This window comes from Nonomuraea sp. NPDC048892 (assembly GCF_040649735.1).
GTDB classification, from domain to species: domain Bacteria; phylum Actinomycetota; class Actinomycetes; order Streptosporangiales; family Streptosporangiaceae; genus Nonomuraea; species Nonomuraea maheshkhaliensis.
In genome coordinates this window covers 271,440-290,417 of the sequence record NZ_JBEZFZ010000004.1, presented here as the reverse complement: position 1 = coordinate 290,417, position 18,978 = coordinate 271,440, and the positions used below count along the sequence as shown (strand labels likewise).

Annotated in this window: 12 protein-coding genes; 7 read left to right on the top strand and 5 right to left on the bottom strand. The window is 69.6% G+C overall.

Annotation, left to right across the window (positions count from 1 at the left end; all coding sequences use genetic code 11):
- From AB0C28_RS15095 to AB0C28_RS15075, 5 genes are all read left to right on the top strand, one after another.
- The gene (locus AB0C28_RS15095) at positions 1–840 is read left to right on the top strand and encodes a glutamate ABC transporter substrate-binding protein (protein WP_357837358.1); all 840 of its coding nucleotides are present in this window, start codon (positions 1–3) and stop codon (positions 838–840) included.
- A 58-nt stretch (positions 841–898) separates the two neighbouring features.
- Entirely contained in the window at positions 899–1,567 is a 669-nt protein-coding gene (locus tag AB0C28_RS15090) for an amino acid ABC transporter permease (RefSeq protein ID WP_357837361.1), read from the top strand.
- Positions 1,564–2,481 (top strand): amino acid ABC transporter permease, encoded by a 918-nt coding sequence (locus tag AB0C28_RS15085; protein ID WP_357837364.1) that lies wholly within the window; start codon positions 1,564–1,566, stop codon positions 2,479–2,481. The genes AB0C28_RS15090 and AB0C28_RS15085 overlap by 4 nt, the downstream gene beginning before the upstream one ends.
- Positions 2,482–2,787: 306 nt before the next feature.
- Entirely contained in the window at positions 2,788–3,636 is an 849-nt protein-coding gene (locus AB0C28_RS15080; protein WP_358075502.1) for a glutamate ABC transporter substrate-binding protein, read from the top strand.
- 69 nt (positions 3,637–3,705) lie between these two features.
- The gene (locus AB0C28_RS15075) at positions 3,706–5,838 is read left to right on the top strand and encodes a prolyl oligopeptidase family serine peptidase (protein ID WP_358074782.1); all 2,133 of its coding nucleotides are present in this window, start codon (positions 3,706–3,708) and stop codon (positions 5,836–5,838) included.
- Between the two features lie 477 nt (positions 5,839–6,315).
- Here AB0C28_RS15075 and rny read toward each other — a convergent pair whose 3' ends face one another.
- The 3 genes from rny to recA form a co-directional block, all read right to left on the bottom strand.
- Entirely contained in the window at positions 6,316–7,932 is a 1,617-nt protein-coding gene (gene rny, locus AB0C28_RS15070; RefSeq protein WP_358074779.1) for a ribonuclease Y, read from the bottom strand.
- Positions 7,933–8,795: 863 nt separating this feature from the next.
- A complete protein-coding gene (locus AB0C28_RS15065; protein WP_358074776.1) occupies positions 8,796–9,239 on the bottom strand; it encodes a regulatory protein RecX in 444 nt (147 codons plus the stop codon).
- Positions 9,240–10,716: 1,477 nt separating this feature from the next.
- Complete coding sequence (recA, locus tag AB0C28_RS15060; protein WP_357837380.1) at positions 10,717–11,811, bottom strand: recombinase RecA; 1,095 nt, start codon at positions 11,809–11,811, stop codon at positions 10,717–10,719.
- Positions 11,812–12,463: 652 nt separating this feature from the next.
- Here recA and AB0C28_RS15055 point away from each other — a divergent pair.
- The gene (locus AB0C28_RS15055; RefSeq protein WP_358074773.1) at positions 12,464–12,838 is read left to right on the top strand and encodes a hypothetical protein; all 375 of its coding nucleotides are present in this window, start codon (positions 12,464–12,466) and stop codon (positions 12,836–12,838) included.
- 209 nt (positions 12,839–13,047) lie between these two features.
- Here the strand turns inward: AB0C28_RS15055 and AB0C28_RS15050 are convergent, their stop codons facing one another.
- Together AB0C28_RS15050 and AB0C28_RS15045 are read right to left on the bottom strand one after the other, a co-directional pair.
- Positions 13,048–13,242 (bottom strand): DUF3046 domain-containing protein, encoded by a 195-nt coding sequence (locus AB0C28_RS15050; protein ID WP_357837385.1) that lies wholly within the window; start codon positions 13,240–13,242, stop codon positions 13,048–13,050.
- Positions 13,243–13,482: 240 nt separating this feature from the next.
- The gene (locus tag AB0C28_RS15045) at positions 13,483–13,971 is read right to left on the bottom strand and encodes a VOC family protein (protein ID WP_357837388.1); all 489 of its coding nucleotides are present in this window, start codon (positions 13,969–13,971) and stop codon (positions 13,483–13,485) included.
- A gap of 89 nt (positions 13,972–14,060) precedes the next feature.
- On the opposite strand from AB0C28_RS15045, the gene AB0C28_RS15040 reads away from it, so the two are divergent.
- On the top strand, positions 14,061–18,800 hold the full coding sequence (locus tag AB0C28_RS15040; RefSeq protein WP_358074770.1) for a DEAD/DEAH box helicase: 4,740 nt from the start codon (positions 14,061–14,063) through the stop codon (positions 18,798–18,800).
- Positions 18,801–18,978 lie beyond the last annotated feature (178 nt).

Genomic DNA, 18,978 nt, shown 5'->3' with positions numbered 1-18,978 from the left:
GTGCTCTCCATTGCGGCTCTGGCCGCGGGCCTGACCGCCTGTGGCGGTGGCGGCGGTGAGTCGTACGCCAACGTGGCCGACAAGATCGCGGGCGGCGGCACGATCGTGGTCGGCACCAAGTGGGACCAGCCCAGCCTGGGCCTGAAGATGGGCAACGAGCCCGAGGGCTTCGACGTCGACGTGGCCAAAGCCGTGCTCAAGGAAGTGGCCGGCGGCAAGGACGTGAAGATCGAGTGGAAGGAGTCGGCCTCGTCCAACCGCGAGCCGTTCCTCCAGAACGGCACGGTCGACATCATCTTCGCCACCTACTCCATCACGGAGGAGCGCAAGGGCAAGGTGACCTTCGGCGGCCCCTACGTCGTGGCGCACCAGGACGTGATGGTCCGCAAGGACGACACCTCGATCAACAGCCCTCAGGACCTCAAGGGCAAGAAGATCTGCAAGGCCGCGGGCTCCAACTCCTACAAGCGCATCACCGACCCGCCCCCGGACGGTGAGCTCGACATCGACGCGACCACCGTCGACGCCGGCAACTACTCCGAGTGCGTGCAGAAGCTCACCGGCAGCAACCTCGACGCCGTCACCACCGACGACCTGATCCTGGCGGGCTTCGCCAAGCAGGCGGGCGGCAACTTCAAGGTGCTGGGCCAGGGCTTCACGGACGAGAAGTACGGCATCGGCCTGAAGAAGGGCGACACCAAGACGTGTGAGGCCCTCAACACCGCGGTGAAGAAGCTGTGGGACAACGGCACCATGAAGCAGCTGCTGGACAAGTGGTTCGGCGGCATCCAGGGCCTGAAGTTGTCCGAGACCGCGCCTCCCGCCGAGGGTTGCGCCTGATCACACCAGGGGCGGCGGCCGGTGACCCGGCCGCCGCCGTCCTATGCGGTGGAGCACGATGGACGAACTAATCAAATACGCCCCGGATCTCGGGCTGGGATTCCTGGAGAACGTCAAGCTGTCCCTCGTGGCGGCCGTCGCCTCCCTGATCCTCGGCACGGTCCTGGTGGCGATGCGGGTCTCACCCACGCCGGTCCTGCGCGCGGCCGGCACCATATACGTCAACGTGGTGCGTAACACCCCGCTCACGCTGGTGCTGGCGTTCTCCGCGCTGGGCCTGAGCGACCAGCTCGGCCTGGTGTTCTCGGACGTGCCGTCGACCAACTCGTTCTGGATCGTGGCGATGGGCCTGTCGGTCTACACCGCGGCCTTCGTGTGTGAGTCGCTGCGCGCCGGCATCAACACCGTGCCGATGGGCCAGGCGGAGGCGGCCAGGGCGATCGGGCTCACGTTCATGCAGTCGCTGCGGATGATCGTCCTGCCCCAGGCGTTCCGCGCGGTCGTCGCGCCGCTCGGCAGCGTCATGATCGCCATGATCAAGAACACCACGGTGGCCACCGCGGGCGGATACCTCGCCGACGCCGCGGCGGTCATGAAGATCACCTTCGACACGACCGGCGCGTCGATCCCGATCTTCCTCGGCATCGTCGTCGCCTTCATGGCGCTGACCATGCCCATCGGCTTCTTCACCGGCTGGTTGTCGCGACGTCTGGCGGTGGCCCGATGAGCACGTCCGTACTGTTCGACGCGCCCGGCCCGCGCGGGCGGCTGCGCAACCACGCGCTCACGGTGATCAGCGTCCTCGCCGTCATCGCCGTCCTGTACGGCGTCTATCGCGGCTTCGACGCCAAGGGCCAGTTCGAAGGCAAGATCTGGCAGCCGTTCCTGCAGTGGGAGACGTGGGAGTTCTACATCTTCCCCGGCCTCATCGGCACCCTGGAGGCGGCGGCCGTCTCGGCGGTGCTGGCACTGGCCTTCGGCTCGGTCTTCGGTCTGGCCAGGCTCTCCGACCACGCGTGGGTCCGGATCCCGGCCGGTGCGGTGGTCGAGGTGTTCCGGTCCATCCCGCTGCTGCTGCTGATCTTCTTCATCTTCTACCTGGCGCCCATGCTCATTGGCGGCGGCGACTACGCCTTCTTCGCGGTCGTGCTCGGCCTGACCCTCTACAACGGCTCCGTGCTGGCCGAGGTCGTCAGGGCCGGCGTGTACGCCGTGCCGAAGGGGCAGTCGGAGGCCGCGTACGCGGTCGGCATGCGCAAGAACCAGGTGATGCGGCTGGTGCTGCTGCCGCAGGCCATCACCGCGATGATGCCGGCGATCGTCAGCCAGCTCGTGGTGCTGCTGAAGGACACCGCGCTCGGCTACATCATCGCCTACGTCGACCTGCTCAACACCGGCTTCAAGATCATGCCGGCCCGCTTCTTCGGCTCGCTGATCCCGGCGGCGATCGTCGTCGGCATCATCTACGTGGCGCTCAACATGGCGCTGAGCTACCTGGCCACCTGGCTGGAAAGGCGCAGCAGGCGCAGCCGCAAGACGGCGGCCGTCCCGATCGCGGCGCCCGGATCGGCCGAGGTCGGCATCGGCGCCGGTCAGGGCACCGCTGGTGGCGGCCTGGGTCCTGACAAACCCCTCGAGTGACCGCGGGGCGGCGGGCGTGCTGGCGCCCGCCGCCCTGACGGGCTCTCGGGCTTGGTCTCGGGGGCTCGTTCGCCTTGAGGGGCCTCAGGCTTGGCTTCGGGGGTTTGTCACCTTGATGGGCCCTCAGGGGTTTGTCACCTTGGCGGGCCCTCAAGCTTGGCCTCAGGCGTTTGTCACCTTGACGAGCCCTCCACTTTGTCGCCTTTCTCCCCATAGATCGCCAAGAAACACCCACGACTGCGTCGAATCCGCGTTCCGCACGGCTCGCGTGGGTTACCCATAGTCGTGGGGAAGTTCAGGGTGAGCATGCGCGCGGCGGCACTCGCCGTGACCGTGACCGTGACAGCGGGACTGGCCGGGTGCGGCGGCGGAGGCTCGTACACCACCGTCGCCGACAAGATCAAGGGTGCCCGCACCGTCGTCGTCGGCACCAAATGGGACCAGCCGGGCCTGGGCATGCGCTCCGGCTCGGGCGATCCCCAGGGGTTCGACGTGGACGTCGCCCGCTACATCGTCGCCAACCTCGCCGGCGGCGCCAAGGTCAAGATCACCTGGCGCGAGTCGCCGTCGTCCACCCGCGAGGCGCTGCTTCAGAACGGCACCGTGGACATGATCGTCGCCTCCTACTCCATCACGGAGTCCCGCAAGCCCAAGGTCACCTTCGCCGGCCCGTACGTGATCGTGCCCCAGGACACCATGGTCAGGGCCGGCGACATGAGCATCAAGAAGGTGGAAGACCTGCGCGGCAAGCGGATCTGCCTGGCCGAGGGCTCGAACTCGTACCGGCGGATCGTCGACCCGCCGCCGGACGGCATGCTCGACCTGCCGGCCCAGCTGGTGCCCGCCGCGAACTACTCCGACTGCGTACGCAAGCTCGTCGAGGCCCGTCTCGACGCGGTCAGCACCGAGAACCTGACCCTGGCCGGGTACGCCGAGCACGACCCCGGCATGTTCCGGCTGCTCAACCAGCCGATCAGCTGGGAGAAGTGGGGCGTCGGCCTGAAGAAGGGCGACATCGAGACGTGCCAGGCGGTCAATCGCGCCATCGCCTCGATGTGGCGCGACGGGACGACGACGCGGCTGCTGAACAAGTGGTTCGGCCGCGCTGGCGTCGCACTCCCCTCCTCCCTGCCCCGCCCGGCCGGCTGCCCCTGAACCGCTCACGCGGGCTGAACTGTGGGGACAGCACCTCACGCCCGGCGATCTTCCGGCAGGATGCGGGGTATGCCTTTCTGGCCCTCCCCCATTTCGACCAGAGACGTGGCCGGCTCCGCCGTACGTCCCGGCTGGCCCACGCTCATGGACGGCCGGACGTGGTGGACCGAGGACCGTCCCGACGACGGCGGGCGTACCACGATCGTGTGCCGCGCCGCCGACGGCACCCGTCGTGACCTGCTACCCGCCCCCTGGTGCGCGCGCACCCGCGTTCACGAGTACGGCGGCCGCCCGTACGCGGTGACCCCCGAGGGGGAGGTGGTCTTCGCCAACCTGCAAGATCAGCGCCTCTACCTGTTGCCGGAAAACGGCGAACCGAAACCCGTCACTCCCCCGGGTTGCCGCTACGCGGATCCGTTGGTGCGCGACGGACAGGTGTGGTGCGTACGCGAGCACCACGCGGAGGACGGCAAGGTCACCAGAGCCGTCGTCTCTGTCCCCCTCGACGGCGGCGAGATCCGCGAATGGGCCACCGGCTGCGACTTCTACGCCTCTCCCACCATCTCCCCCGACGGACGACATCTCGCCTATGTCTGCTGGGATCACCCCCGCATGCCCTGGGACGGCACCGAGCTACGCGTCATCCGCCTCTCGGACGGCGACTCCTGGAAGGTGCGGGGCAGCGTCACCGAATCCGTCCTGGCTCCCGCCTGGAAGGACGACACCCGGCTCTACCTGGTCTCCGACTCCTCGGGCTGGTGGAACCTCTACGAGATCGGCCTGCACGGCGACGGGGCGCGAGCGCTCCACCCGGCCGAGGAGGAGTTCACGCTGCCGCCGTGGCGACTGGGCGGGATGCCGTACGCGATCCTCGCCGACGGCCGGCTCGCGGTCCTGCACGGGCGCGGCGACCTGCGACTCGGCCTGCTCGACCCCGCCTCAGGCACCCTCACCGACGTCGAGGCCCCGTACAGCGGCTGGGACGCCGACCTGGCCACCGACGGCACCGCCGTGACCGGCATCGCGTACGCCCCCACCACGCCTCGCTCGGTCGTGACCGTGAACCCGGCGACAGGCTCCCACCACCCCCTCGCCCCCACACCCTCCGCCCTGCCCAACCCCGCCTACCTGCCCGTCCCCCGCCCCGTACGAATCGGCGGCCCCGCAGATCAGACCGCACAGATCAGCGACACCACCGAGCAGGCCACCCGAATCGCCGGCACCACCGACCACGAAACACGAACCAGCAACGCCACCGACCAGGCCACACGGATCGGCGGCTCCACCCACCAAGAAGCACAAATCGGCTCCACCGCAGACCAGGCCACACGAACCAGCGACACCACCCACCAAGACACACAGATCGGCTCCACCGCAGACCAGGCCACACGAATCGCCAGCACCACCCACCAGGACAGACGGAGCGGCGACACCATCCACCAAGACGCACGAATTGGCGACACCGCAGACCAAGACGTGCACGCCTTTCTTTACCCACCCCACACCGAAGCCTCGCCGCAGTCCGGCCCACCCCCTTACGTCGTCTTCGTGCACGGCGGCCCGACCGCTCACGCCGACACCGCGCTCGACCTGGAGAAGGCGTTCCTGACCTCGCGCGGCATCGGCGTCCTCGACCTCAACTACGGCGGCTCGACGGGTTACGGCAGGGCCTACCGCGACCGGCTCAAGGGCCAATGGGGGCTCGTGGACGTCCACGACACGATCGCCGCCGCACGGTGGCTGGCCGAGCAGGGCCTGGCCGACCCCGCCAGGATCGCCGTACGCGGGGGCAGCGCGGGCGGCTGGACGGTGATGGCGGCCTGCTGCAGCTCCGACGTGTTCGCCGGCGGCGTCTCCTACTACGGCGTCAGCGCACTCGCCCCGCTGGCCGCCCACACCCACGACTTCGAGTCACGCTACGTGGAGTGGCTGGTGGGTCCGGAAGATCCCCAGGTGTACGCCGCCAGAGAGCCCCTGGCCCTCGTGGACGGAGCCACCCGCCCCATGCTGCTCCTCCAGGGCCTAGACGACCCGGTGGTGCCACCCGAGCAATCGGCCGCCTTCGCCGACGCACTGTCCGAACGCGGGGTGCCGTGCACGTACCTGGCCTTCGAGGGCGAATCCCACGGCTTCCGCCGCACCGAAACCCGAGCAGCGGCCCTAGCCGCAGAACTTGCCTTCTACCAGCAAATCTTCATCTAACCCAAACCCCAAACCCCAGACCCCAGACCCCGAACCTCCGGTCCCCTGAACCTCGGCCCCGCCCCAACCACCCTGACCTCGAACCCTCGAACCTCGGACCCGCACCCCCGCACTCCGAATCTCGCCCCCAAACCTCTCAGCCCCGCCCCAACCACCCTGACCTCGAACCCTCGAACCTCGGACTCGCGACCCCCAAACCGCCAAACCTCGGATCCCGAACCTCTCAGACCCACGATCCCTAGACCCCGGAACCTAGGACCCGCGAACCTCAGCCCCCGCACCCCATACCCCCGGACCTCTAATCCAGGAATCCCGAACCTCTCGGCCTCGCACCCCCGAACGTCGGATCCCCAAACCCCGGACCTCGGATCCCTGAATCCCGGATCCCCGAACCGCTCAGACCCTTGAACCCCCAGACCCCCGACCCTGGCTACGCAGAACCCGACCATTCACGCGCACCCACACAAACACCTGCACCTAGCGGGCGAACTCGGTTGCCCGTGACTCCCGTACCACCGTGATCCGGATCTGCCCAGGGTAGGTCAGCTCCTCCTCCACCTGCTTGGCCACATCGCGCGCGATCACCTGAGCCTGGATGTCGTCGATCGCGTCGGGCTTGACCATGACCCGGATCTCCCGGCCCGCCTGCATGGCGAACACCTTCTCCACGCCCTCGTACGACTGCGCGATCTCCTCCAGCCGCTCCAGCCGCTTGACGTAAGCCTCCAGGGACTCGCGCCGCGCACCGGGACGGCTGCCGCTGATCGCGTCGGCGGCCTGCGTGAGCACCGCCTCGACGGTACGCACCTCGACCTCGTTGTGGTGCGCCTCGATGGCGTGCACCACGTCCTCCTCCTCGCCGTACCGGCGGGCGATCTCCGCGCCGATCAGCGCGTGACTGCCTTCGACCTCGTGCGTGAGCGCCTTGCCGATGTCGTGGAGCAGGGCGCAGCGCTTCATCAGCGTCTGGTTCATCTTCAGCTCGGCGGCCATGATCCCGGCGATGTGCGCGGACTCGATGAGGTGCTTGAGCACGTTCTGTCCGTACGAAGTCCGATAACGCAACTGCCCGAGCAGCAACGTCAGCTCGGGATGCATCTCGGTGATCCCCAGCTCGACGAGAGCGTCCTCACCGGCCCGCGCGCACAGGTCCTGCACTTCCTGGCGGCTGCGGTCGTGCGCCTCCTCGATGCGCTGCGGGTGGATGCGGCCGTCCAGCACTAGCTTCTCCAGCGTCAGCCGCGCCGTCTCCCTCCTGACCGGATCGAAGCACGACAGCAGCACCGCCTCCGGCGTGTCGTCGATGATCAGGTTGACCCCGGTCGTGGACTCGAACGCGCGGATGTTGCGCCCTTCGCGCCCGATGATCCGGCCCTTCATCTCGTCACCGGGCAGGTGCAGCACGCTGACGACCGACTCGGCCGTCTGCTCCGCCGCCAGCCGCTGCACGGCCAGCGTCACGATCTTCGTGGCTCGCTTCTCGCCCTCCTTGCGGGCGGCGCCCTCGATCTCCCTGATGATCAGCGCGGCCTCGCGCTTGGCCTGGTTCTCGATCTCCTTGACCAGCTCGTTCTTGGCCTGCTCGCCGGTGAGCCCGGCCGCCCGCTCCAGGATGACCCGCCGCTCGTCCTCGACCTGGAGCAGCTCTTCCCGGCGGTCGGCCAGCTCGACCTCGGTCTCGGCCAGCTTCCTGTCCCGCTCGGACTGCCGCCTGGCCTCCTCGTCCAGCCGCTGCTCCCGCTCGGCCAGCCTGGCCTCGCGGCGTTCGAGGTCGGAGCGGAGCTCCTTGAGCTCGGACTTGAGTATCCGGCTCTCCTCCTCGACCTCCCGCCGCATCTGCGCGGCGCTCTCGGCGGCCGCCTCCGACCTGCGCAGAATCTCCTCGGCGTCGGTCTCCGCCTTGTGCCGGATCTCCCGCGCCTCTTCACGCGCCTGTTCAAGCTCCTCGTGCACGACGTGCACCTGCTCGGCACTCGGCTTGCCGGCGCGGGGCTGGCTGCCCGAAGTGCGCCGTATGACGACGAGGAGCGCCGCGATCATCCCGAACGCGAGCACGAGCACCGCCACCATCAGCACCACGACCAGCGGCCCCATGTACGCCCCGCCCTCCTCGCGTCGTCAAGAACTCATAACGCGGCCACAAAACGGGAGGGGTCACAGGCGCGCTGCGCAGAGCCCGGTCGGCGTCTTCACCAGTATCGATGTCAAGCCAAGACTGACCGGGCGTCGACTGCTCCAGCCGACACCTCGTCCGCCTCGATCATCCAAGCTCGTTCGTCCGTCGTTCACCGGTATGGCAATCCGCGCTGCGCGGAGTAACTCCTCACTGCCGTCGAGGTTATGCGTCGAACAGGTCACGAGCAAGCAAACGCGTCATCAAGCGTGTCTTACAGGCCCGCATCTCCACATCCAGCCCGATATCCCCCATTAGTGCCCGAATAGCCCAGTATGCGCCCCCGCTCCACCTCCCAATCCCCACCAACCCCGATAACCCACGCAACCCCGGCGGTGGTACGGCTTCTGCGGCCGCCGCACTCCCTTCAAGTCACCTCAAGGAACGACGCCCGCCGAGCAGAACGGCTCACACCCCACAGAACAGCGCGTCTCCACCCACTCCCCCTGATCCCGCCCAGGTCAGCAACGCGCAACACGACCGTTCCTCCCCACTCGGCACAACGCAACCCCGGGTCCGCCGGTACGGGACCCGCAGAGGCCCATGCAGCACTCGAACCACCACACAAAACGACCGACCAGCAGGGGGACACCCGGAAGCGGAAGGTCGAGAAGCAGAAGACTGAGAGAAGCGGGGGCCGATCCCAAGCCCGGAGCCCGGAGCCCGGAGCCCGGAGCCCGGAGCCCGGAGCCCGGAGCCCGGAGCCCGGAGCCCGGAGCCCGGAGCCCGGAGCCCGGAAAATGTGGGAGAAGTGGAAGAAGAGGAGGACCGGAGGGCTCAAGGGTCAGGAGAAGTCTTCCTCGATCTCGATGCCCTCCTGCTCAAGCGCCTCCCGGATGACGCGGAAGGCCAGTCCGGAGGGATAGCCCTTGCGCGCGAGCATGCCGGCCAGCCGTCGCGTCCGTACCTGCGGGTCGAGGGACCGGGTGGAGGCGAGCTTACGTTCGACCAGCTTCCGGGCCGTCTCCGCTTCCTGGTCGGGGTCCAGTCGCTCGACGGCTTCGTTCACCGTGTCGCTGTCGACACCCCGATGACGCAACTCGGCCGCCAGCGCGCGCTTGGCCAGACCGCGACCGTGATGCCGCGAATCAACCCAAGCCTCGGCGAAGGCCTCATCGTTGATCAGCCCAAGCTCGGAGAATCGGCTCAGCACCGCCTCAGCGGCCTCCTCCGGCACGTCCCGCTTACGCAACGCCTCAGCGAGCTGAGCGCGGGTCTTGGGCGCCATGGTGAGCAGGCGCAGGCAGATGGCCCGAGCGACGGACTCCGGATCGGCATGCGCCTGCGCCCCGGCCGCACTCCCCTCATCCGGCCCCTCAGGCAACCACCCCCGCTTCCGACCACCGTTCCCATTCCGTCTACCGCCCCGACGCCCACCACCACGACCCCGAGCACTACCGCCACCGCCATAGGGCCAAGCATCGCCACCGGATGACCCGCCATCACCACCAGGCGGTCCACTGTCACTGCCACGCGGCCCAGCGTCGCTGCCGCGTAGTCCGCCTACACCACCGCCATACAGGCCGGCGTCACCGCCGCTAAACCCGCTCCCGTCGCCAGACGGCCAAGCTTCGCCACCGGATGACCCGGCTTCACCGCCATGCGGCCCAGCCTCGCCATCACGCGATCCGCCTACACCGCTGCTAAACCCGCTCCCATCGCCGGACGACCACGCGCCGCCACCAGACAGCCCGCTTTCACCGGCGGTCGGTTCACCTTCACCGCCATACGACCACCCAGCTTCGCCACCGTGCGGCCGGCCTGCACCGCCGTGCAGGGCGGCGTCACCATCGCTGGACCCGGTCCCACCGCCGTACGGCCGAGCATCGCTGCTGGACGACCCGATTCGGCCCCCGCGTGGCTCGGTTTCGCCGTCGTGGAAGCCGGCTTCGCTGTCGTGTGGTTCGGGTTCGCCGTTGCTTGATCTGCCAGAGCGGTTGCGGATGCGGCTTGATCTGCCGCGTTTTCCGTAAGCGTTGCCGAGTCGGTCCGTTCCTTCTTCGGGATCAGGCTCTCCCGAGCTTCCGCCCCAGCGTCCGGTCTCCTCACCAGGCCACCCGGCTGTGCCTTCGGGTCCGTCAGGTTCGCGATCGGACCATCGGGACCTCTTCCCGGAACGACCGGACTTTCTGCCGGATCCGCTGGAGCGGCGTACCTTGGTCGGCCAGCCCGTGCCGCCGTCGTTCTGGTCGGGTGCGAACCAGCTGCTTCCGGCCAGCACCTTGGAGTGCCAGTCGTCCGCGGTTCCTGCCTTGGACCGGGCTTCGGCGGAGGGAGTGTCGCCGCGTGGATCTTGTGAGTCGTCCGGATGCGGCGGACCGTTCTGGGGACGTGGCAGGACGTCCTGGGCGCCCTCCTCATCACCGCCGGGATCCAGGGATGTGCTGGGTTCCGGGGATGGGCTCGTGGGAGTGGTGTCAGGAGCGGCCTGTTGGGTTGGGGGGGCTTCGTGGGGAGTGTCTGATTGTGGTTGTGAGGGCTCCGATGGTGGGGGGTTTGTGTCCGGCGGGGCGGCGGCGGAGGGTTCCGCCGCCTCGGCGGCGCGCAGGCGGATGCGTTGCTCGCGCCATTCGTCCACCGACGGCCAGCCGTCCGTGGCCGAACGGGCCAGGTCGCGCCTGTGTGACGAAGTGGGCTCGGGCCGAGCGCCCCGGTCTGACGGAGGGGGCGCCTGCGAGCGATCCGTGCTGCTCATGCGTGGTCGATCAGACGTCACCCGGCTTCGGGGTGGACTTCGAGCCCCGACCCGAAGGAGCGGCGGCGGCCGGAGCCGGAGCGGCGGCCTCTGCGGCGGGAGCGTCGAGACGCGGGCCCACGCCCAGCTTGTCCTTGATCTTCTTCTCGATCTCGTTGGCCATGTCGGGGTGGTTCTTCAGGAAGTTGCGGGCGTTCTCCTTGCCCTGGCCGAGCTGGTCGCCCTCGTAGGTGTACCAGGCGCCGGACTTGCGGACGAAGCCGTGCTCCACACCCATGTCGATGAGGCCGCCCTCGCGGGAGATGCCCACCCCGTAGAGGATGTCGAAGTCGGCGACGCGGAAGGGCGGGGCCATCTTGTTCTTGACGACCTTGATCCTGGTGCGGTTGCCGACCGCCTCCGTGCCGTCCTTGAGGGTCTCGATGCGGCGGATGTCCATCCGGACCGAGGCGTAGAACTTCAGCGCCTTACCGCCGGTCGTGGTCTCGGGGCTGCCGAACATGACGCCGATCTTCTCGCGAAGCTGGTTGATGAAGATGGCGGTGGTGCTGGTGCTGCTGAGGGCGCCGGCGATCTTACGCAGCGCCTGGGACATGAGGCGGGCCTGGAGACCGACGTGGCTGTCGCCCATCTCGCCCTCGATCTCGGCCTTGGGCACCAGGGCCGCCACCGAGTCGATGACGATGATGTCGACGGCGCCGGACCTGATCAGCATGTCGGCGATCTCAAGCGCCTGCTCACCCGTGTCGGGCTGGGAGACCAGCAGAGCGTCGGTGTCGACCCCGAGCTTCTTGGCGTATTCGGGGTCGAGGGCGTGCTCGGCGTCGATGAACGCGGCGATGCCGCCGGCCCGCTGGGCGTTGGCCACCGCGTGGAGGGCGATCGTGGTCTTACCCGAGGACTCAGGACCGTAGATCTCCACGATGCGGCCGCGTGGCAGGCCGCCGATGCCGAGGGCGACGTCAAGGGAGATCGACCCCGTGGGGATCACCTCGATGGGAGCTCGGGCGTCGTCGCCCAGTCTCATGACGGAGCCCTTGCCGAACTGCCGCTCGATCTGAGCGAGCGCGGTCTCGAGGGCCTTCTCGCGGTCGTTGATAGCCATGGAACTCCCCCTGGAGGGTCGTGGTCCGATCAGTCGAGTGAAAGCTACGGCCTGCCACCGACAATTTCTGCCGCAGTCGGGGAAGACGTGGCCCGGCTTTCATATCGTAGCCGAACGGCTGTTCGATCTCAGCAGGAACACGCAGGTCGTCATTGATCATCAGGCTCCTGGATCCCATTCGACTCGACACCGCTCAACGAACTGGTCGAGGGACTGGTGGATGAACTGGTCGAGGGCCAGGGCATGAGCTTGGGCTTGGGCTTGGGCTTGGGCTTGGGCTTGGGTGACATAGGTCCGGGTCGGCGACGGAGCTGGGGGGTGACTCTCGAAGGCTCGGGCTGTGGGTCGCAGGTCGAGGTCGGGTCGTGTAAGGCCGGGACTGTGCGGGTCCGGTGCTGGAGTCCGGGTCGGGTGGGCGGTGCCGGGGGGGCGGTGCTGGGGGGCGGTGCTGGGGTGAGCGGGGGTGAGGGTGAACGGGCGCGGATGAGCGGGCGATTCGGACAGGTGCTGGGGGTGGAGGGCGGGGTGAGGACGGATGCGCGTCCGTAGAGAAACGGCGCTCCGATGATGTACGCGGGCGGTTGGGCACCGCGTGTTGTCAGGCGCGATGAGCTGGGGAGACTCAGTGCAGGGCGACAGTTGGAGGCGGCACGTGGCGAGCGGCTTCACCGGGGAACGACGTGTCCATCTCGAGGCTCTCGCCGACCTGCTGCCCGCCTACGGCCTGGTCAGCCGGATGGTCGGCGGTGAGGATCCGGTGTTGTGGGTGTGGCATCCCCGCACCGGCCGCCAGACGATCGTCTTCGCCACCCCCTCGAACAACGGATGGCAGCTGTTGTGGTCACCAGGCGGGCAGGGCTCCGCGGACGAGCTGGACCGTGCGGCCACCGCCCTTCGCCGGACGCTCGCCGTGGACGAGCCGGACCACGAAGACCACCCGGATCACGAAGACCACCCGGATCACGAAGACCACCCGGATCACGAAGATCGCCCGGACCGCCCGGACCGCTCCGGCCACCCTGACTAGCCTGACTAGAGCGTCGGTGGCCTTGCCGGCACCGCCGGGCGCCCATGTAGGTCGCGGTGCGCAGTCGGCGCGGCCGCCCCTCCGATACGGTCGCCCCTGCCGGTACGTGCCCCCACCAGTGCGGCCGACCGAGCCGATTCGGCCACCCGCGTCCGTTCAGTCACCCGATCGGTGCAACACCACCCCAGAACGACTACAACCCGCCCCGATCACCGCAGCTTGGGCGACACGTCCTCCACCTGGCAGACCGCGCGCCACACCGTTTTCACACTCTCCCCGTCAGCCAGCGCCTGCATCACGGTCCGCCCGCCCAGAGGCGCGAGGACGTAGTCGCGGGCCCACGATTCGGCGTACGTCTCGCCGAAGTGGGCGTTCATCCGTCTCCAGAACTCCGTCAGGCGCATGGACTCAAGTATGGAATCCCCGGAGGTGTGGGTAGGACATCCTCATGCCAAAGACCCCCAAGTCTTCACCCCCGAAGACAGCCAGAACCAAGGCCAACAGAGCCAGACGCCGCCGGTTACTGCGCGCGCTGCGCCAGACCGTACATGAGGAGAAGGCGGAGCGCGCCGAGCGGCACGCGGGCATCAGACAGGCACCACGTGCGGGCAAGCCGCGTACGCGCAGGGCGTCGCGGCGTTAGGTCACATCACCCGCGCGCCGTACATCTCACCGAGATGGTCGGCGAGCAGTTCCAGACGGGCGCCGTCGGGGTCCTTGAAGTAAATGGAGGCGCCGCTCTCTATCTGGTGCGGCACGCCGGCCATCTCCAGCTTCCCGCGCAGCCGCTCCCACGTGGCGGGGTCGACGGAGATCGCGATGTGGTGGAGCCCGCCGAGCACTTCCTGGTACGGCCCGAGGTCGAGGCCGGGGAAGTCGAAGAAGGCGAGCAGGTTGCCGTTGCCGATGTCGAAGAAGAAGTGGTTGGAGCCCTTGTAGTCGCGGTTTTCGATGATCTCCGTCAGCGGGAACTCCAGGAGTTCCTGGTAGAACGTGATGGTCCGTTCCACGTCGGAGGAGAGCAGGGCCATGTGGTGGAGACCGCGCGCGCTGCTCGATGGCCGGTGCGGTAACACGTAACGCTCTCGTATGTCCGTACGGCGGGCTTCGATGGCCGCGTAATCGATGGTCACGGTCGCTGTATGTCCACGCGGGCGGCCCCTCAATCGCACGGCGCCGGGCCAAATGGTTTTCTGTCGGTGGCGCGAGGCAGGATGGCTGGGTGAGCTCGCTAGCCCAGTTCAGCCAGGTGACCAGGCAATGGTTCACCGGAGCCTTCCAAGCTCCCACGGCCGCCCAGGAGGGGGCGTGGGAGTCGATCTCGCGTGGCGACAACACCCTCGTCGTCGCGCCCACCGGGTCGGGCAAGACGCTGGCCGCGTTCCTGTGGTCGCTCGACCGGCTGGCCGCCGAACCGCGGCCCGAGCCCGGTCCGGGCGTTAAGGCGGGCACGCGCGTGCTCTACGTGTCGCCGCTCAAGGCGCTGGCCGTCGACGTCGAGCGTAACCTGCGCGCGCCGCTGGCCGGGTTGAAGCAGACGGCGCGCAGGCTGGGGCTGCCGGTGCCGGAGATCTCGGTGGCGATCAGGTCGGGCGACACCCCGGCCGAAGACCGCAGGCGGTTCGCGGCCAGGCCGTCCGACATCCTGATCACCACGCCGGAGTCGCTGTTCCTGCTGCTCACCAGCCAGGCGCGGGAGGCGCTGCGGAGCGTGGAGACGGTGATCGTGGACGAGGTGCACGCGGTCGCGGGCACCAAGCGCGGCGCCCACCTGGCCATCACCCTCGAACGGCTCGACGCCCTGCTCGACCGGCCGGCGCAGCGGATCGGGCTGTCGGCGACCGTGCGGCCGGTGAGCGATGTGGCCGCGTTCCTGGGCGGGGCGCGACCGGCCACCGTGGTGCAGCCGCCGTCGGACAAGCGGATCGAGGTCGAGGTCGTCGTTCCCGTCGAGGACATGACGGAGATGGAGGGGCGGCCGCGCGGGGAGCCTGCGGAGGAGGAGTTCGCGCCCGAGCCGGCCAACCGGTCGATCTGGCCGCACGTGGAGGAGCGGCTGTTCGACCTGATCGAGGCGCACAGCTCCACGATCGTGTTCGCCAACTCGCGGCGGCTGGCCGAACGGCTGTGCACCCGGCTCAACGAGCTGGCCTACGAACGCGAGCACGGCGCCGCCGCCGAGGCCGTCGACCTGTCGATCTGGGAGACGGGCCCGGCCGTTGAACCGGGCCTGAACGCGGGGCCGACCGACGGCGACTCGATGGGCGGGACCGACTCGAAGGGCGGGGTCGGGTCGAGAACTGAGGGTGGGGCCGGGAACGCGGGCGACCGGGGGCCGCGGGAGCCGTCTCAGAGGTCCGGGCCGGTCAGGCGGATGCCCGCCGACATGATGGCGCAGGCCGGATCCGGCGGGGGCGTCGTGTCGGAGATCGTACGCGCTCACCACGGCTCGGTCTCCAAGGAGGAACGGGCGCAGATCGAGGAGGCGCTGAAGTCGGGCCGCCTGCCGGCCGTGGTCGCCACCTCCAGCCTGGAGCTGGGCATCGACATGGGCGCGGTCGACCTGGTCGCCTGCGTGGAGGCGCCGCCGAGCGTGGCCAGCGGGCTGCAGCGCATCGGGCGGGCGGGCCACCAGGTGGGCGCGGTGTCCAGGGGGGTCATCTTCCCGAAATATCGGGGCGATCTGGTGCAGACGGCAGTGGTGGCCGAACGGATGAAGAGCGGGCTGATCGAGGAGCTGCGCTATCCGCGTAATCCGCTCGACGTGCTGGCCCAGCAGATCGTGGCGATGACCGCGCTCGACGAGTGGACGGTCGACGAGCTCGAAGAGGTGGTCAAGCGGGCCGCCCCTTATGCGACGCTGCCGAGGAGCGCGCTGGAGGCCACGCTCGACATGCTGGCCGGGCGTTACCCGAGCGAGGAGTTCGCCGAGCTGCGCCCGCGCATCGTGTGGGACCGGGTGACCGGCACCCTGCAAGGGCGGCCGGGCGCGCAGCGGCTGGCGGTCACCAACGGCGGCACGATCCCCGACCGCGGCCTGTTCGGCGTCTTCCTGGTGGGCGAGCGGGCCTCCAGGGTGGGCGAGCTGGACGAGGAGATGGTCTACGAGTCGCGCGTCGGCGACGTGTTCGTGCTGGGCGCGACCTCCTGGCGGATCGAGGACATCACGGCCGACCGGGTGCTCGTCTCCCCCGCGCCTGGCCAGCCGGGCAAGCTGCCGTTCTGGCACGGCGACGCGCCGGGCCGGCCGGCCGAGCTGGGGCGGGCGATCGGGCAGTTCCTGCGCGAACAGGCCAAACAGGATTCCACCGAACGGATGCGCGCCGCGGGCCTCGACGAGTTCGCCTCGGGCAACCTGCTGTCCTACCTCAAGGAGCAGCGCGAGGCGACCGGCTACGTGCCCGACGACCGCACTCTGCTGGTCGAACGCTTCCACGACGAGCTCGGCGACTGGCGGGTGGTGATCCACTCCCCCTACGGCGCGCGGGTCCATGCCCCGTGGGCGCTGGCGATCAACCGGCGGCTGCGCGAGCGTTACGGCATCGACGTGCAGGCCGTCCACTCCGACGACGGCATCGTGCTGCGCATCCCCGACACGCTGGCCGAGCCGCCGACCGACGTGGCGGCGTTCGACGCCGAGGAGATCGAGCAGATCGTCACCGAGGAGCTGGGCGGATCGGCCATGTTCGCCTCCCGGTTCAGGGAGTGCGCGGGCCGGGCGCTGCTGCTGCCGCGCCGCACGCCGGGCCGGCGCAGCCCGCTGTGGCAGCAGCGGCAGCGCGCCGCCCATCTGCTGGGCGTGGCCTCTCAGTACGCCTCGTTCCCGATCGTGCTGGAGACGATGCGCGAGTGCCTCCAGGACGTCTTCGACGTGCCTGGCCTGGTGCGGCTCATGCGTGACATCGCCGCGCGCAGGGTGCGGCTGGTGGAGGTGGAGACCTCGCAGGCCTCACCGTTCGCGGCCTCGCTGCTGTTCCACTACGTAGGCGCGTTCATGTACGAGGGAGACGCGCCGCTGGCCGAACGCCGGGCGCAGGCCCTGGCGCTGGACACCACCCTGCTGGCCGAGCTGCTCGGCCAGGCCGACCTGCGCGAGCTGCTCGACCCCGACGTGATCTCCGACAGCGAACGCGAGCTGGCCAGGCTCGACCGGCCGCTGCGCGATCTGGAGGACCTCGCCGACCTGCTGCGCTCACACGGGCCGCTGCTGGCGCCCGACGTGAGCGTGCGCGGCGGCGATCCCGCCTGGCTGGAGGAGCTCGAACGGGCTCGGCGGGCGATCAGGGTGCGCATCGCGGGCGAGGAGCAGTGGGCGGCCATCGAGGACGCGGCCCGCATGCGTGACGCGCTGGGCGTGCCGCCGCCCGTTGGGGTGCCGCACGCCTTCCTGGAGCCGGTGTCCGATCCGCTGGCCGACCTCGTCGCCCGGCACGCCCGCACGCGCGGGCCCTTCCACGCCGACACGGCGGCCGCCAGGTTCGGGCTCGGCGTGGCCGTGGTGAGCGACGCGCTGCGGCGGCTGGCCGCGACCGGGCGGGTCGTCAACGGCGAGTTCCGGCCGGGCGGGCGCGGCGAGGAATGGTGCGACGCGGGCGTGCTGCGGATGTTGCGCCGCAGGTCGCTGGCCAGGCTGCGCAAGGAGGTCGAGCCGGTCGCCCCCGAGACGCTCGCGCTGTTCCTGCCCGCCTGGCACGGCGTCACCGGCTCCGGCACGGGAAGCGGCGTCGGCGGGCCACGCGGTGAGGCGATCGGCGCGGCCCGGGCCATGGACTCCCTCGTCCGCGCCATCGAACAACTTCAAGGTGCCGCCGTGCCCGCCTCGGCGCTGGAGACCCTGGTGCTGCCGTCGCGGGTGCCCGCCTACCATCCGGCGCTGCTCGACGAGTTGACCTCGGCGGGCGACGTGATGTGGGTAGGTCAGGGCTCGCTGCCCGGCGGTGACGGATGGGTGTCGCTCTACTTCGCCGACACGGCGCCGCTGCTGATGCCCGAACCCGCCGAGATCACCGTGACGCCGGTGCACGAGCGGGTGCTTGAGCTGCTCGGCGGGGGTGGGGCGCTGTTCTTCCGCGGGATCTCCGACCAGGTCGGCTCGCTGGACGACGCGACCTTGGTGTCCGCGCTGTGGGACCTGGTGTGGGCGGGGCGGATCTCCGGCGACACCCTCGCACCGCTGCGGGCCACGCTCGGCACCGGACGTCCCGCGCACCGGCCGGCCACGACGCGGCGGCGCCGGGCCGTACTGCCCAGCCGCAGCGGGCCGCCGACGGTGGCCGGCCGGTGGTGGCTGCTGCCCTCCCCCGCCGACGACGCGACCCAGCGCGCCCACGCCCAGGCCGAGGTGCTGCTCGAACGGCACGGCGTGGTGACGCGGGGGGCAGTGACGTCGGAACGGTTGCCCGGCGGGTTCACGCCTGTTTATCAGGTGCTGCGGGCGTACGAGGAGAGCGGGCGGTGCCGCAGGGGGTACTTCGTCGAAGGGCTCGGCGGCGCGCAGTTCGCGTTGCCGGGGGCGGTGGACCGCATGCGCGCCATGGCGCCGGGCATAGCACCGACCTCCCAGCCCGCCCCCGGGACGGCCAAGGCGGGTGGCGGGCGGCGGGCCGTGGTACTGGCGTCCGCGGATCCGGCCAGCCCGTACGGCGCCGCGCTTCCCTGGCCGCAGCGTCCCGGCGACGTCGGGCACAAACCGGGCAGGAAGGCGGGCGCGCTCGTCGTGCTGGTGGACGGTCATCTGGTGCTCTACGTGGAACGTGGCGGCAAGACGCTGCTGTCGTTCACCGATGGCGACCGGCTGCAGCCGGCGGTGGACGCGCTGGCCCTGGCCGTACGTGACGGGGCGCTGGGGAAGCTGACGGTGGAGCGGGCCGACGGCGCCTCCATCGTGGACTCCCCGCTGGCCGCGGCCCTGGAGGCGGCCGGCTTCCATCCGACGCCACGCGGGCTGCGGCTGCGGGCCTGAGCGAAGGGGCGGCGCCCAGTGGTGGTGGGCGCCGTCCAGTGCCGCGGTCGCCCTGGCTGAGGCATTCGCCGGCGAACCTGCGGACCAGCGCGTATCCGCCTTGACGGCGTGACTTCTCGGACCTGATCATCCCGATGGCTGGCTGCTCTTCCAAAAATTTGAATGACCGTTTAAAGTT